Source organism: Marinobacter sp. (assembly GCF_048266785.1).
Classification (GTDB): domain Bacteria; phylum Pseudomonadota; class Gammaproteobacteria; order Pseudomonadales; family Oleiphilaceae; genus Marinobacter.
The window spans coordinates 75,926-91,081 of the sequence record NZ_JBLWYX010000014.1 but is presented as its reverse complement, the minus strand read 5'-3'; the positions used below and the strand labels follow the sequence as shown (position 1 = coordinate 91,081).

Sequence of the window (15,156 nt, the reverse complement as noted above, 5' to 3'; positions counted from 1 at the left end):
ATTAGTATTTGCGCAGGAAGCGCAAATTCACCCGAATTGGAGCTTCAAGGATGAAACACCTTCGTATAGCGAGAGGATTCTCGCTCTTGGAATTGATAATTGTTCTATTTATTGTGGCTGTGATCGCCACTTTCGCTTCGGCTACCTTTGACACGACCCTGAAAAGGGCTCGACAACAATCCGCTCTTAGTGAACTCGTATCTCTAATAAACTTCGCGCGGAATTCAGCTATTCAGGAACAGAAAACGGTGACTCTGTGTCCATTGACCCCCATAAAAAAATGCGGATCAGACTGGAATAGACCTCTTGTCGCTTTTCGCGACCCCGATCGCACGAAATCAATAACAAACGAGAGCCAGATTTTACGAGTCGTCCAGCTCAACGTTGCCGGTCACATGGCTGGCAAAACAGGTATCAGAAATTACTTTAGGTTTCGCCCTTCGGGACTTGCCGAGGAGGCCATCGGCAACATCGTCTGGTGCCCCGAGGATCACGACAACCGCTATGCTGCCCAAATCCGGATCAATATGGGAGGGCGCCCTTTTGTTTCAAAGGATTCTGATAACGACGGCATAGTCGAAGATGCCTACGGTAACCCAGTTCAATGTACCTAGCTAAATAGATTATCTAGACCAGGTTTGCTCTGCGCCGGAGAGCCCGCCGGAATTATCCGCATCCCAGCCCCGAACGCCGTTAGATCGTAACTGAATAAACCCGTCGCCGGCTTGGGGTCCTCCCGCGATGGGGACAGCCCTTAGCTCATAACTGTTTGCGGTAAGGTTGTAGATTCGGAGGTTGTATACGGTATTACCATCGGTTGGCGACACACTGGCGAATACAGAAGCATCCGGCGCAGTCAAAGTATTACTAATGACAGACGTGCCGCCATCGGCGCCAATGTAGGAGTTGCTTTGTGTATAAAAGCGCTCCATCGCATTGGCAAACGAGACAAGTGCCCCTTGAGTATCTGTACGGCGCGTACTCTTTACCTGCTCCAGATAGCTCGGATATGCGATGGCCGCGATGATGCCGATGATCGCGACAACGATCATCAGCTCAATCAATGTAAATCCCCACTCACTTTGAGTTCGACATGTTCGTTCAGCCATACCTAGATCTTTATTGTTCATTCTTCGTAAACCTCCTGCCAACCTGAACGACCAAGCGTTTTGCCCCCACCTAAATCCACTTTAGTCTGATCAATCTCACCGTCAGACGCTTGCCGATAAAGGTTATCTCCCAAGATGTTCGAATTGAGAATCATCGCATCACCGTATCTTACCCCACCAACAATTGCGTCATTCGCGTCAACCCTACCGTCATTATTGAGATCAAATACAGATTGGGTCGGAGTTGTGCCGTCGAATCGCAATGCCATCGTCCAGCTAGTTCCACCACTCTGGCAAAGGCTCTGAGTTGGTGTAACAGTATTGAAAAGCACGTACTCCCCTCTCACTAGAGGGCTTTCGATCACCCTTTCACCCACCTCAGTAGTAAAGTCAACAACCCAGCCTTTTTTCGCTGTTGATAACGTATCTGTCCAGTCAACCGACGCCCCGCTGACCGTTCTCACTTCCTGGCCGGATGCTGTAGATTCAGTGATGGTTCGAGTCGCCAGCTGAGACCTTGCAACAGCCCCTCCCTCATCCCATACCCCATAGAAACTTTGAGTTGCCGTGCTAGCCGGATCAGTATCGGTCAAGTATCGCCCGGTACCGAAGAAAACAAAGAGATTTGGCTGCCCCCCTTGTGTATTGTAGATATTTCTCCCCATAACTGGCGCAGAGGTAATCGGTTGCGTGTTACTGGAAGAGTCTTCTGCGACAAACAGAGGCTGATTGGTCGCGTTCGCACCGTTACCGGAACGGTAAACACTTCCCCATGTGTTGGCAGTCCCAGTTGAAAGGTCCACCGCCCACATATTGCCATTCAGGTCACCTGCATAAACCCGATCAACAATACCGTCCCGGACAGCAGCACCGGACTCGTCCTTATAATCGACCGCGCGAAGTGGAGAAAGCCCGGTTCCACCAGATACCTCAAGCTCAATGAACTTGTAATCTGTACCTTCAACCCAGCCATTCTGGCCGCCCTGGATGTCGAGTACAAAAAGACCTGTTTTTCCGTTATCACTGTTATATCCGTTAGGTACCAAAGCACTCCAGCGATAATCGTTATTCGCCCATTTCACGAGTGATATCATTGGAGGCTCGGTAATGTAACCGAGTTCTGGATGAGAGAACTCCCACATCACAAGATCTTGAGCGGCAGTAGACGTCCCATCAAAGCTGGATGGGTCGGTGAGATTTAGGGCAAACAGACCTCGTCCACCTGAGCGTAAACCGCCAACCATTACCGTACGCCAGTCTGCGTTACTGCCTGCCGCATCATCGATATAAATATCCGACACAGCCGGAGACAGATCGACATAAAAACGGTGGTTATAGCTGGGATCACTGAGATAACTGAGCCCCGACTTTTCAGCATCCGAGTATACGAAACTCGGGATATAAGCAATCAACTCTTCTCCAGTCTCCGCACTGAAGCCATGAAGCATGCCGTCGTTTGCCCCCGCATAAACAATGGGCGTGCGGCCAGATTTATTTTGCTTAAACGTCGAGTAGCGACCGGTGGAAGCTACTCCAAACGGGTCGCGGTCAGGCCAACCACTCGCAGGTGCGCCTACATACACAGGTGATGAATTCACAACATCACTCAGAGGCGTCGAGCGCTTCCGGAAAGTACCCCCTTCCTTCGACTGGTCCCCACGAATATAGGCTAGCCTGTCGGGACCGAGAGCGTCGTCGTCAGGCCCGTTAAGATCGTCCTGCTGCCATGCAGATAACTCATCCCATTCGAAGAGAACGCCACCACCATTGCTCGTCACGATGAACCGATCATCGGGCAGCTTATTCTTTAACTCGTCGGCTGCATCCCACAAGGTGCTGCCAATAGCACCGGTTACCGGATTCAGCGATTTTGCTGCGACGGATCCGCTCCAGTCACCGCTGTTGAATGACGCCGTATACACTTCACTGCCCTGCTCCAGAGTGGCAGTATTAAAGGTCACGTTGGTTGCACTTCCGGTTGAGCGGACAATATCACGAATTGCGGTCGATATAGCTGACCTCAACTGGTCCACACTGCTCGCATTGTAGAATTCGCCACGACCATTGACTGCTGCGTGGAGTAGGTCGTCTACCTGATCTTCATCCCAGTCATCAACATCCTCAAGTTGACTCCAGTCCGGCGGAGTGTCGTATACATCCTGAACGCTGGAATAGCCGTTGCCAACAAATTCCTCGCCCGTCGCACCAAACCCAACCGTGTAGGTGTTCATGTGCAGGTTGCTGTTACAATCCACGGACGCATCGTAAGAGGGATCCGTTGTCTCGACTCGCTTCTGCGTCAAGCTACTGTACCCAGGGTCATTTTCCTGCTTATAGCAACCTTCAGGAAGTCTAACTTTACCTGCAGAATAATCGCCACTACGAAGCTGCTTTTCGTAGTAACTCATTGCAATATCCGCAAGGGTATTGGAGACGGTATCCGCATAGGGGGAGCCATCGTCGCCATCAGCATTTCCAATACTCGAAACGCTAGCGTTGTTAAACCCGTCGGTGAAAAGCAGAGTAAAGTTTTTCTGGCATTCCGCCTGGATCAAGTCTGAATTGGTATCAAACTGATTCCCAGCGTGGACAAGCGTGCGCCTGAGAGGTGTACCACCTCCACTGTATCCAGATCCGAAACGTTTGTATGTGTCTTCGAGGAAGTCCTTTCTTTCGGTATCAAGATCCTCCATGGGAATCTCACGGCGATTGTGGATCCAGAATGTGCCAACTCGAATTCCCGAGAGACCTTCGAGCGATTCGCCAATTGCCCCTCGCGTTGCATGGTGTAACCGGCGATAATAGCTGAACCAGTTAGCGAAGTTCTGCATTTCGTCGGTGCCGGCAGATATCTTGACTTCTTTGAGGCAGGAGTTATCCGGGCCAAAGCCTACGACACCATTATCAAAAGTGAAGCTTCCCGGATCGCTTATCCAATTACTGTAATCGTTACCCGCACCACAGCTGTATGAGACACCATTGCGGATAAATGAGAGGGTACCGTCGGCAACCTTCAAATAGTAGGTGGCAGGATAAAAAGTATTGCCACTGGTATCTGTGGTGTCCTCCGTTAAATCGAGTTTTCGACTGCTTGCGGACGTCGGTTCAAAAGGCGCATTCGTTTCATCGGCATTAGTCAACGTCAGATTGGTGGAGTCCGGCCAGGGTTTGTACACCGAATCCGGATTGTAATACGCCGCATTGTAGTCAGATGATCGCAGAAAATAGTATCGACGGGTAAAAGGGACCTGCCCTTTACCGCTGGTGTTCGTGAGCCACCCGCCAATATTATCGCTGCTAATAGCTCCACTATTGAACAAATAGCGATTTCCGCCTGAGGAATAACTACTTACAGTTTCGAAATCCATACTACCCGAGTCATCAACTGCATAGATGACATTTGGCTTAACCGTCCCGGATAAGAAAAGCGGCGTGTCAGAGAAAGGCACGCTCCCATAGCTTGCGGCTGGCAAGCAGACACACATCCCAACCAGGCCATGAAATACTCGACTGTATAAATCCTTCATCTAAACGCCTCCTGCCAGCACTTAAAATTCGCGCCGGTAATATTCTTCAAGAATTCGCTGGCCATCACCGGTCGCGCCGGTACCTCTCGCCACGATCCGAAATGCCTTAGCAACCGTAGCTCCGGTCTCGTGAGTGTAATTCGTCATGTTTACATTGGCAGATTCATTGCCAACTTCTAGCTGAGCGTCGCCAACAAACTCCACCAAGTACCTCGGTGCCTCAGGAAAAAGCGGTTCTCCGTTGACTGTAGGCACAGTTACAGCGATCGAGTTGCCGCCAGCCCATATACCGGCAGTGAACACTCCAGATCCGCGTGGCGCTGAGCCTTTTTCATAAAACCCATCCAGCGTGTCGAAGCCCGAAGGACTTGCCAGGACCTCAATGGCCTGTTCGGCTTCGCGCAGGGCCAATTCGGCCCCCTCCATCGCCATATAGCCCTCGCGTTGGGCAGAGACCATCCGCTCCTGCATACTGCTATTTTGCATACTGGAAACCGCCAGCAAGCTCAGAATCAAAAGAATCAGCAAACTGGTGAGCAGAACGGCACCCTGCTGAAGCTCTGGCGAGCTGCTTTGTTTATCCTTCATTTTGTTCAACCTTTAAAATCCGGTTCCGGATGGTAGCCGTGGTTGTGAATACGCGATAAAGATGTTTCGAATCGGCTGCCACTTCGGTCGCTACGTCGTAATTCGGGCCACCAGAACAGTCCGCCCAAGAGGGATAACACAGCTCCATGGGGGCATCGACGATGTTGTTTTCCGGCGACCGACCGAGGAGGGATAGCTGTACCGCGACCACATTCGCTGCGGCGGCTGTTGAAAGGGCGGTTGGCCCATCGATATCTATCCATTGGGTTACTTCGCCATTGGATAAGCCTGAGTCGATGCCTACACGCATTTGGAGATCCCAGACTCCATCCATAACTTCCTGAGCGTCTTCCGCCTTGTTTTGACGGAACAAAGCCCGGCGACCATCCGCATCGGCATTCAGAAAGAACTGGTGGTAGTAAGGAGTGTATATCTGGGCCGACTCATCATATTGCTTGGAGAGGCATTTTGTAGGGTCACCGGGACAGTTGTTATCAACCGTTACGTCCACGCCGTCGCTCGGACTACTATTACCCGGCTCTACGGAGTTACCCCCATTGTGGTTTATTCCCGGATTGGCGCCAGTCTGTGTACCGGTTACCTGAAAGATATCACCGGCGATACAATCGCTGATCAGCAGGATGTCGGAGTCATCGATACCGTCAACGGTGTCGACCTTGAGGTTCGCCGAGGAGTTAGGCATTACGGTCGTAATCTGGACAGCGCCGGCGCCGCCCACCCCTCGCAGTATCAGTGCATCCGTACCCGTTAGCCCAAGAGTCGTACCGTCACTCTGATAGGCCATAAAGCCATCGGAGAAACTGAACAGATCCTCAGAAGCCTGATAGACTTCGTGCGTGCTATCGAGTTTATTGGCAACATTGTCCCGGGGAATACACCCCCAATAGTCGGCATTACGCACCGCCCTACTGAGAAATTCAGTTGTCATCCGGCCGGTTTCCTGAACCCGGTTACTTGCCTCACCCACAATAAACGTGCGTTGGTTGCCACTGAAAATCTGCACCAGGCCGGCTGTTAATATCAGCCCCAAGGTCAAGGCCACCATGAGCTCAACGATGGATAACCCTTTTTGACGACTAATCGGTGACATCATCTAAGCCTCACATACAGCGTGTAACTTTGGGCAAGCGCGTCATTGCCTATACCCCTCTCTGACCAGGTCACCGTGATCTCCGCAAAAGCAAGGTTAGTGTTTGTCGTAACATCCACTGCAGTGGTGGCGGTAGGAACATCCTCAAGCAAACGGGTTTGCCAAGCGCTTAACTTGGCGTTACATCCGGTGCAGGCAGAGGATGTCGCCTTCTCAAAGACGGCTATGTCATCTGACTCCGCTCGCATCCTCTCTGACAAATCGTACGCGTGCATGGTTACAAGGGAGCGAACACCTGAATTACCGCTCTGCTTCAGCGACAACGCCTGCATTCCGGCCACTCCCAGCAAGCCAATGGCTAAGATCACCATTGCAACAAGAACCTCAATCATCGTGAAACCCCGTTCACGATACGCCCCCTGACTAAAGGCTTTCGTTATCCGCATGTGTGATCCTTTGAGCGAATGCCTCCACCGAGAGTTACAATTATTTTACTGCCTGACTCTCCACTGCGATTATCACAGACTTGGATAGTTACCTCCGCCGAGCTATTGGACAAAAGCCCGCCTCCGCTGAAGGCGAAGTTGGAAGAGGACGTTATGGTGACCGCTCCTGCCGCGCCGGTTGTCCTGCGGAGCTCTTCTGAATCTTGCATGGAACCATTTGAATTGTTGTCAATCCAAACGCTCATGCCGTTAGCCCAGTTGGCACCGTCTGTGGGGTTCACAGACACTCTGCGCCCTGTTTTAATCGCTTCACTTCGCGCGTAGCTCAAGGCTCCAACGATGTCGTTAGAAGTGCTCACAAGACGACTATTGGCTATCATCGTGGTAAAGGATGGGATAGCAAAAGCTGCGATCACAGCAACCAACGCAAGGGTGACCATGAGTTCAATGAGCGTAAAACCAAGACTTTGCTTTCGAGTGAACATAAGAACTTTCCAAATTGCACTGGTCTTAACTTAAAAGGTCCGGGGAGGGGGCTCTAGCTATATCCGACGAGCGGTCAACTGAGCAAGACAAACGGAAGCGAAGAGTTGATTTTGTGACTTTAGTCTCTAAATCGTGGTCGGCGCTCACCCTGAGCGCCCTGAATAGCGTCCTTCAAAACCGGTGACTAACTTACCGGGACTTGGGTCACGTCAATCGCGTCAATCCTAAGCTCCTTCGGCATAGAGAACACAATATTCTCCTCACGCCCGGCAATCTCTTCCGGCACGCTGCCGCCAAGATCCCGCAGGCGAGCAATCACGTCATTAACCAACACTTCCGGGGCGGAAGCGCCAGCGGTAACGCCGATTGATTCTTTGCCCTCCAGCCATTGCGGATCAATCTGGGCGGCTTCGTCAATCAGGTAGGCGGGGGTGCCCATACGCTCGGCGAGTTCGCGCAGTCGATTGGAGTTGGAGCTGTTGGGTGAGCCAACCACCAGCATCAGGTCGCAGTCGCCGGCCAGTTGCTTTACCGCATCCTGTCGATTCTGGGTGGCGTAGCAGATGTCGTCTTTGCGAGGACCTTCGATTTTGGGGAACCTTTCCCGCAAGGCGTCGATTACGCGGGCGGTGTCGTCCATGGAGAGAGTGGTTTGGGTAACGTAGGAAACGTGTGCCGGGTCGTTCACTTCGAGGCGTGAGACGTCTTCTTCGTTCTCAACCAGATAAATATCGCCCCCGGTACTGTGATCGTACTGGCCCATGGTGCCCTCCACTTCCGGATGGCCGTGGTGCCCTATCAGCACGCACTCGCGTCCGTCGCGGCTGTAGCGCATGACTTCCAGGTGTACTTTGGTGACCAGCGGGCAGGTGGCGTCGAACACTTTGAGGCCACGACGGGCGGCTTCGTTCTGCACGGCCTGGGATACGCCATGGGCGCTGAAAATGACCAACTTGTCGTCTGGCACTTCATCCAGTTCGTCTACAAAAATGGCGCCGCGATTGCGGAGATTGTCGACCACGAATTTGTTGTGCACTACCTCGTGGCGCACGTAAATGGGCGCACCGAATACATCCAGGGCGCGATTTACGATCTCGATGGCGCGATCCACGCCAGCACAAAAGCCACGGGGGTTTGCCAGTCTTATTTGCATAGTCAGTGGGTCTGCCCTGCCGGTTCTACGTCAATAACTTCTATATCGAAAGTCAGTGTACGCCCGGACAACGGATGATTGAAGTCCACTTCCACTTCATCGCCCTCCACGCGGCTGACTACCCCAGGCAGCTCTTGCTGCCGCGCATCCGCAAAGGAGATCATCACGCCCGGCTCCAACACCATATCCGCACTGAATTCATGTCGTTTGAAGGTCTGCAAATTATTGGGGTTGCGCTGGCCAAAGGCCTTTTCCGGCGGCACCTGGTGGCTGGCTTTGTCGCCGGCTTTCATGCCCATCAGGTAGGCTTCGAAATTCTCCGGCAGGCTTTCATCACCGATTTCCAGAGTCGCCGCATCTTTGTCGAAAGTGGTATCAATCACTTCGCCGCTCTCGAATTTGAGCGCAAAATGCAAGGTTACGCGCGTTCCTTTATCTACAGGCAGTTCTTTCATGGGCTTTATTCGCTCCCGTTCGCAGGCGTACCGGAATCAGCAGGCTTGCGAAACATATCAAGGATCATCATGGCGGCACCTATGGTAATGGCAGTATCGGCCAGATTGAATGCGGGAAAGTGCCAGTCCTGCCAATAGAAATGCAGGAAGTCGACGACATAGCCGTGCACAACCCGGTCGTATACATTACCCAGCGCACCGCCAAGAATCAGTACGATGGCAATGGCCGACCAGGTTTCATGCCGCCGCAGATTTCTCAGCCAGCCGACCAATACTACGCTGACCACAAGAGCCAAGGTCACAAAGAACCAACGCTGCCAGCCTGCCGCTCCGGCGAGGAAACTGAACGCTGCGCCGGTATTGTGCAACAGCGTCAGGTTAAACATGGGGATCACCGGTAACGGGTTGCCGTAGGTCAGCATGGCAGTGGCCATGGCCTTGGTGCCGAGATCAAGCGCGACCACCAGTACCGCCAGCCAGAGCCACTTCAGTTTGCTTCCGGTTACCTGCTCATTCATTGCCAGTTCCATCAGGCAAACGAGCGTGTTTCGCCCGGCCCTTCCACGTTGGTGATACAACGGCCACACAGCTCTTCATAGTCGGCGTTGGCACCCACATCTGCGCGGTGGTGCCAGCAGCGCTCGCATTTCGTATGGGTAGCCGGAGTTGCCTTTACACGCAGGCCTTCGTAACTGGTCATCTCAGCGCCGTCCGCTTCCGATGTCGGCCTTACGGTTGCTTCCGAGGTGATCAGCACAAAGCGGAGCTCTTCTCCAAGAAATTCCAGATCCGCCGCCAGCTCGCCATCACAATATAGCGTGACTTCGGCGCTCAGCGATCCTTTGATCTCGCCTCGGGCACGGGCTTCTTCCAGGCGCTTGTTTACTGCCTCTTTCACGCTGAAAATCCGGCGCCAGTAGTTGCGACCCAGCTCGGCATTTTCAGGCAATTCTGTAAGGCCTTCATACCAGGTTTCATAGAAAACAGTCTCGCCGCGCTCTCCCGGCAGGTGCTGCCAGATTTCATCCGCGGTGAAGCTCAGAATGGGTGCAATCCAACGCACCAGGGCTTCTGCCACGTGATAAAGCGCAGTCTGACAGGAACGCCGCGCCAGGCTGTCCGCCTGAGTGGTGTACTGGCGGTCCTTGATAATATCGAGGTAAAAGCCGCCCAGCGTCGCTTCACAGAAACTGTACACCTTCTGGTAGATCCGCAGGAAGGCGTAATTCTGGTAGTCCTCGTGCAACTCATTCTGTAGCTGCAGAGCACGGTCGACCATCCAGCGATCCAGGGCAATCATGTCTTCCGGCGCAACCATGTGCTGCTTCGGATCAAAGCCTGTGAGGTTGCTCAACAGGAAGCGCGAAGTGTTACGGATACGACGATACCCATCAGCAGTTTGTCGCAGGATATCCTTGGAAACCGTCATTTCACCGCTGTAATCGGTTGCCGAAACCCACAGGCGGAGAATATCGGCACCCAGTTCGTTCATCACTTCCTGGGGTGCAATCACGTTGCCCAGAGACTTGGACATCTTGAGGCCTTTACCATCCACGGTAAAACCATGGGTCAGCACCTGTTTATAGGGCGCCACACCGTTCATGGCAATGGAGGTTTTCAGCGAGGACTGGAACCAGCCACGGTGCTGGTCAGAGCCTTCCAGGTACATATCAGCCGGAAACTGGCCCAGTTCCGGGCGGACGCGCAACACAGACTCATGGGTAACACCGGAATCGAACCAAACATCCAGTGTATCCAGAACTTTTTCGTAGTGATCGGCATCGTCGCCCAGAAATTCGCGGGTATCGATCTCGTACCAGGCGTCAATGCCACCGGTTTCGATAACCTGAGCCACTTTTTCAATCAGGCTCTGGGTATCCGGGTGCAGTTCCTGAGTTTCTTTGTGGATAAACAGTGTGATCGGCACGCCCCAGGTGCGCTGGCGTGAGACGCACCAGTCCGGAGACTGCTGGACCATGGCTTCAATACGATTCTGACCCCAGGCCGGCACCCAACGCACACCTTTGATGGCTTCCAGTGCGTCCGCGCGGAGATTTTCTTTCTCCATGCTGATAAACCACTGCGGCGTAGCGCGGTAGATCAGCGGTGTTTTGGTGCGCCAGCAATGTGGGAAGCTGTGGCGGAATTTTTCCTTGCGAACAAGCTTGCCTTCACGCGCCAGAGCGTCGCACACAGGCTCGTCGGCCTTGTAGACATGAATGCCTGCAAACTCACCGGTAGCGCTGGTGTAGGTACCGTCGGCCTGAACCATGTTCAGCGTGCCAATACCGTAGGTTTTGCCGACCACAAAGTCTTCCATACCGTGATCAGGCGCAGTGTGAACGGCGCCGGTACCCGCCTCGATTGATACGTGATCACCCAGAATCGCAGGAACCTGCTTATCGTAGATCGGGTGATGCAAGGGCAGGTTTTCAAGATCCGCGCCCAGGCAAGTGCCCAGCACTTCAAAATCCGGAATATCCCAGCGCGCCATAACGCCTTCGACCATGGCCGCCGCCAGAATCATACGCTCGGGGCCGTTGCCCGCGTCAACCTGAACCAGCGCATAGTCCAGATCAGCGTTGAGAGATACTGCCTGGTTGGCGGGGATGGTCCAGGGCGTGGTGGTCCAGATAACCACGGAAACGTCGCCTTCGCCTTTGTCAGTTCCGAACAGCGACAGGGCTTTGGCTTGATCGACGGCAGTGAAGCGCACATCGATCTGCGTCGAGGTTTTGTCCTGGTACTCCACTTCGGCCTCTGCCAGCGCGGACTGACCCACCACACTCCAGTAAACCGGTTTGAAACCACGAACCACGTGCCCTTTGGCGACGATCTTGCCCAGAGCCCGCACAATGCCAGCTTCCACTTTTGGGTCCATGGTGAGGTAGGGTTTGTCCCACTCACCCATGATGCCAAGGCGGATAAAGTCAGCTTTCTGGCCGGCGATCTGCTTGGTGGCGTAATCACGGCAAGCCTGGCGGAAGGTTTTATAGTCGACCTTAACACCGGCCTTGCCGATTTCCTGCTCAACCTTGTGTTCAATCGGCAGACCGTGGCAATCCCAGCCCGGCACGTAGGGCGCATCAAAGCCCATAAAGCCTCGGGATTTAACGATCATATCCTTCAGAATCTTGTTAACCGCGTGACCAATGTGAATGCTGCCGTTGGCGTAGGGAGGGCCATCATGAAGGATGAACTTGTCACGCCCTTCGCGCTGCTGGCGCAGATTGGCGTAAACGTCCAGATCCTGCCAACGCTTGAGCATCTCGGGCTCGCGCTTGGCCAGGTTGCCGCGCATGGGAAACGCGGTTTCCGGCAGATTCAGAGTGTGCTTATAGTCGCTCATGGTTTGTGTGCGTACTCTTTTGGTCAGTATGTTTGGTCAGCTTATTTAGTCAATTCGGCTCAGCGCTGTTGTGTCAGCCACGCTCTTGCGGCATCGAAATCTCTGGCTATCTGCGCTTTAAGCGCGTCGATGGATTCAAACTTTTCTTCATCCCGCAGACCGTGGCGGAAAACAACATCAATATGCTGACCGTAAAGTGTGCCAGTAAAGTCAAACAGGTGCACTTCCAGTGCCGGCTGCTTGCCATCAACGGTCGGGCGCAGGCCAATGTTGGCGATGCCGTCTCGAGTGCTTCCGTCTTCCAGCGTCACGCTAACAACGTACACGCCGCGCAAGGCCGGCATCTGCCGGAACAGAATATTCGCCGTGGGCGATCCGATACGTCGTCCCAGCTGCCGGCCATAAACAACACGGCCCCGGATGCGATACGGGCGCCCAAGCAAAGACTCGGCCTGTTCGAGCTGGTTATCCAGCAGCAGGTTGCGGATTCGGGTGCTACTGATTCGCTCGCCTGCAACGGTCACGGTACGGGTGTTCTCTACGGAGAAGCCCGCGGTTTTGCCTACCCTTTCCAACAACGCAAAGTCCCCGGCCCGATCGCAGCCAAAGCGAAAATCGTCGCCCACAACAAGGTGGCGCACCGCCAGCCCGTCAATAAGAACATCGTCTATAAAGCCCATAGCGGAGTAACTGCGAAAGTTCTCATCGAACTTCAGACAAAGCACGATATCAATGCCCGCTGCCAGCAGAGTTTCCAGTTTCTGTCGAAACCCCATTAACCGGGGAGGCGCGTCCATACCCTGGAAGAACTCCCTTGGCAGAGGCTCAAAAACCATGACAACCGAGGGTAGATTCAATGCGCGGGCTTTGCTTTTTACCTGATCAATAATCGTTTGATGGCCCAGATGAACGCCGTCAAAGTTGCCGATCGTGGCAACACAGCCCTCCGCCAGCGGAGAATCCACCTGCCTGGAAAGCATTTTCAGGTTGGTCAGGCTTCGGATGAGACGCATGCTGTGCGAACCTTCATTTGCCAGTTGGCTTTCAGCGCTTGCCGGTGTGTGCAAGACGCTGGCGAGAAAACGCGCGATTATACCTTACCTCTGGCGGAAATGTCTTACCCGCACCCCTGCCAGAGCCAGAACAAGGAAATAGGCACCACTGGCGGCCACCACCATCATTCCCATATAAAGCGAACGCTCAATGCCGTCTGCTGACAGCCAGCGCTCGACTGGCATGTTCAGCCAGAGTATAACGGCAACCATGGCAGCGTTCGCGAGGCCGATCTGCAAAAAATATTTCCCCCAGCCGGGCTGGCTTTGCCAGGCACCCTGCCGCTTGAGCCCACGCCAGAGCAGAACCGCATTAAGCCAGGCCGACAGCGACGTTGCCAACGCCAGGCCTGCGTGGGCCAAAGGTACGATAAGCGCCAGATTGAAAACCATGTTGGCGACCATGGCAATGATCCCGATTTTCACCGGCGTACGGGTGTCTTGTCGCGCGAAAAATCCCGGCGCCAGAACCTTGATCACCATGAAGGCGAGCAATCCGGCAGAATAGGCCCGTAAGCTCTGGGCCGACATGACCACATCCCTGTCGGTAACCTCACCATAATGAAACAGGGTTGCGATCAAGGGTTCGGCCAACAACCCCAGCGCCAGCGCCGAAGGCACCCCGATAATCAGCACCGCACGCACGGCCCAGTCCAATGTAGCGGCAAACTGATCTGTGGAGGCTGCGGAGTGCTTGCGCGACAGGCTTGGCAGAATCACCGTAGCAATAGCAATACCGAATACCCCCAAGGGCAGCTCGGAAAGCCGGTCTGAATAATACAGCCAGGATACGCTGCCGGTTTGCAGGAACGATGCCAGAACCGTATCCAGCAGAAGATTGATCTGGCTGACCGACACCCCGAACAACGCCGGCACCATCAGCTTGAGGATGCGGCTGACACCTTCGTGTCGATAATCAACCCGCGGCCGGGGCATAAGTCCCAGGCGCATCAGGAACGGCAGCTGGAAAAACAGCTGAAGTGCGCCGGCGATGAACACACCCCAGGCCAGAGCCATAACCGGCTCGCGCATCAGCGGCGTAAGATAGACAGCCGCACCGATCATCGCCAGATTGAGCAAAACCGGCGTAAAAGCCGGCACCGCGAAACGGTCGTAGCTGTTGAGAATACCGCCGGCAAATGCCGTCAGGGAAATCATCAATAAGTACGGAAAGGTGATGCGCAGCATGTCGCTGGTCAGCGCAAATTTGACGTCATCATCCAGAAAGCCGGGGGCAAAGACGGCGGTCAAAAGTGGCGCGCCAAGCATGGCCACCAGGGTAATGCCTAGCAGAACAAGCCCGAGAGAGCCTGCTACCGCATCTACCAGGCGTTTTACATCCGAAACCGGGCGGTTCTCGCGATAGGATGACAACACCGGCACAAACGCCTGTGAAAAAGCACCTTCGGCAAAAAGCCGGCGTAAAAAGTTGGGGATTTTGAACGCAACAAAGAAAGCGTCTGCACCGGCACCGGCGCCAAAATAGCGCGCAATCACCATATCCCGCACCAGACCCAGCACCCGGGACAGCATGGTCATCATACCTACCAAACCGGAAGACCTGAGCAGGCCGGGCACTTTGGCAGGCGGCTTTTTTTCCGGTTGTTTCTTCGGCAAAGGTTCAGGTTGCGATGACATTCGGGCTTTAGTCCGGTTGCACACTCATTTTGGCCGGGTATTTCGGGAATTACCTGCTTCCCCGCTGAACCCGTATCCGGCGAGCCGGGAGTTTACCACAGCCCTTTTGAATCATGGGATCAAATGGGGTTTGGTATTGACATTTACGGGTTTGGGCGGCATAGTTCCGCGTCATTTATTTCGACGCGCTGGTTATGGGCGCGCCCGCGATTTCAGGGATCCTCTGGATGATATTTTGCCCA

At 53.9% G+C, this 15,156-nt stretch carries 13 protein-coding genes; 1 reads left to right on the top strand and 12 read right to left on the bottom strand.

Going from position 1 to position 15,156, the window contains the following annotated elements:
- Window positions 1-50 precede the first annotated feature (50 nt).
- Window positions 51-614, top strand: a complete 564-nt coding sequence (locus ACN0V1_RS16880) for a GspH/FimT family pseudopilin (protein WP_417546113.1) — start codon at window positions 51-53, stop codon at window positions 612-614.
- Between the two features lie 9 nt (window positions 615-623).
- Here the strand turns inward: ACN0V1_RS16880 and ACN0V1_RS16875 are convergent, their stop codons facing one another.
- From ACN0V1_RS16875 to murJ, 12 genes are all read right to left on the bottom strand, one after another.
- On the bottom strand, window positions 624-1,109 hold the full coding sequence (locus ACN0V1_RS16875; RefSeq protein ID WP_417546112.1) for a type IV pilin protein: 486 nt from the start codon (window positions 1,107-1,109) through the stop codon (window positions 624-626).
- Window positions 1,110-1,126: 17 nt separating this feature from the next.
- Window positions 1,127-4,636 (bottom strand): pilus assembly protein, encoded by a 3,510-nt coding sequence (locus ACN0V1_RS16870; RefSeq protein ID WP_417546111.1) that lies wholly within the window; start codon window positions 4,634-4,636, stop codon window positions 1,127-1,129.
- 21 nt (window positions 4,637-4,657) lie between these two features.
- The gene (locus tag ACN0V1_RS16865) at window positions 4,658-5,224 is read right to left on the bottom strand and encodes a pilus assembly PilX family protein (protein ID WP_417546110.1); all 567 of its coding nucleotides are present in this window, start codon (window positions 5,222-5,224) and stop codon (window positions 4,658-4,660) included.
- Entirely contained in the window at window positions 5,214-6,338 is a 1,125-nt protein-coding gene (locus ACN0V1_RS16860; protein WP_417546109.1) for a PilW family protein, read from the bottom strand. Before ACN0V1_RS16860 ends, ACN0V1_RS16865 begins: the two co-directional genes overlap by 11 nt.
- Window positions 6,335-6,781, bottom strand: coding sequence for a type IV pilus modification protein PilV (pilV, locus tag ACN0V1_RS16855; RefSeq protein ID WP_417546108.1), 447 nt, complete (start codon window positions 6,779-6,781; stop codon window positions 6,335-6,337). The genes ACN0V1_RS16860 and pilV overlap by 4 nt, the downstream gene beginning before the upstream one ends.
- Complete coding sequence (locus tag ACN0V1_RS16850) at window positions 6,772-7,266, bottom strand: GspH/FimT family pseudopilin (protein ID WP_417546107.1); 495 nt, start codon at window positions 7,264-7,266, stop codon at window positions 6,772-6,774. Before ACN0V1_RS16850 ends, pilV begins: the two co-directional genes overlap by 10 nt.
- A gap of 185 nt (window positions 7,267-7,451) precedes the next feature.
- The gene (gene ispH, locus ACN0V1_RS16845; protein ID WP_417546106.1) at window positions 7,452-8,420 is read right to left on the bottom strand and encodes a 4-hydroxy-3-methylbut-2-enyl diphosphate reductase; all 969 of its coding nucleotides are present in this window, start codon (window positions 8,418-8,420) and stop codon (window positions 7,452-7,454) included.
- 2 nt (window positions 8,421-8,422) lie between these two features.
- On the bottom strand, window positions 8,423-8,875 hold the full coding sequence (gene fkpB, locus ACN0V1_RS16840) for an FKBP-type peptidyl-prolyl cis-trans isomerase (protein ID WP_417546105.1): 453 nt from the start codon (window positions 8,873-8,875) through the stop codon (window positions 8,423-8,425).
- Window positions 8,876-8,880: 5 nt separating this feature from the next.
- Window positions 8,881-9,405 (bottom strand): signal peptidase II, encoded by a 525-nt coding sequence (gene lspA, locus ACN0V1_RS16835; protein WP_417546104.1) that lies wholly within the window; start codon window positions 9,403-9,405, stop codon window positions 8,881-8,883.
- Window positions 9,405-12,224, bottom strand: coding sequence for an isoleucine--tRNA ligase (gene ileS / locus ACN0V1_RS16830; RefSeq protein ID WP_417546103.1), 2,820 nt, complete (start codon window positions 12,222-12,224; stop codon window positions 9,405-9,407). Before ileS ends, lspA begins: the two co-directional genes overlap by 1 nt.
- Before the next feature lie 59 nt (window positions 12,225-12,283).
- Window positions 12,284-13,237 (bottom strand): bifunctional riboflavin kinase/FAD synthetase, encoded by a 954-nt coding sequence (gene ribF, locus ACN0V1_RS16825; RefSeq protein WP_417546102.1) that lies wholly within the window; start codon window positions 13,235-13,237, stop codon window positions 12,284-12,286.
- Between the two features lie 84 nt (window positions 13,238-13,321).
- Entirely contained in the window at window positions 13,322-14,818 is a 1,497-nt protein-coding gene (murJ, locus tag ACN0V1_RS16820) for a murein biosynthesis integral membrane protein MurJ (protein ID WP_417546124.1), read from the bottom strand.
- Window positions 14,819-15,156 lie beyond the last annotated feature (338 nt).

Coding starts and splice junctions, on each gene's coding strand:
- ACN0V1_RS16880 (WP_417546113.1), top strand. CDS start 51: ATGAAACACCTTCGTATAGCGAGAGGATTCTCGCTCTTGGAATTGATA.
- ACN0V1_RS16875 (WP_417546112.1), bottom strand. CDS start 1,109: ATGGCTGAACGAACATGTCGAACTCAAAGTGAGTGGGGATTTACATTG.
- ACN0V1_RS16870 (WP_417546111.1), bottom strand. CDS start 4,636: ATGAAGGATTTATACAGTCGAGTATTTCATGGCCTGGTTGGGATGTGT.
- ACN0V1_RS16865 (WP_417546110.1), bottom strand. CDS start 5,224: ATGAAGGATAAACAAAGCAGCTCGCCAGAGCTTCAGCAGGGTGCCGTT.
- ACN0V1_RS16860 (WP_417546109.1), bottom strand. CDS start 6,338: ATGATGTCACCGATTAGTCGTCAAAAAGGGTTATCCATCGTTGAGCTC.
- pilV (WP_417546108.1), bottom strand. CDS start 6,781: ATGCGGATAACGAAAGCCTTTAGTCAGGGGGCGTATCGTGAACGGGGT.
- ACN0V1_RS16850 (WP_417546107.1), bottom strand. CDS start 7,266: ATGTTCACTCGAAAGCAAAGTCTTGGTTTTACGCTCATTGAACTCATG.
- ispH (WP_417546106.1), bottom strand. CDS start 8,420: ATGCAAATAAGACTGGCAAACCCCCGTGGCTTTTGTGCTGGCGTGGAT.
- fkpB (WP_417546105.1), bottom strand. CDS start 8,875: ATGAAAGAACTGCCTGTAGATAAAGGAACGCGCGTAACCTTGCATTTT.
- lspA (WP_417546104.1), bottom strand. CDS start 9,405: ATGGAACTGGCAATGAATGAGCAGGTAACCGGAAGCAAACTGAAGTGG.
- ileS (WP_417546103.1), bottom strand. CDS start 12,224: ATGAGCGACTATAAGCACACTCTGAATCTGCCGGAAACCGCGTTTCCC.
- ribF (WP_417546102.1), bottom strand. CDS start 13,237: ATGCGTCTCATCCGAAGCCTGACCAACCTGAAAATGCTTTCCAGGCAG.
- murJ (WP_417546124.1), bottom strand. CDS start 14,818: ATGATGACCATGCTGTCCCGGGTGCTGGGTCTGGTGCGGGATATGGTG.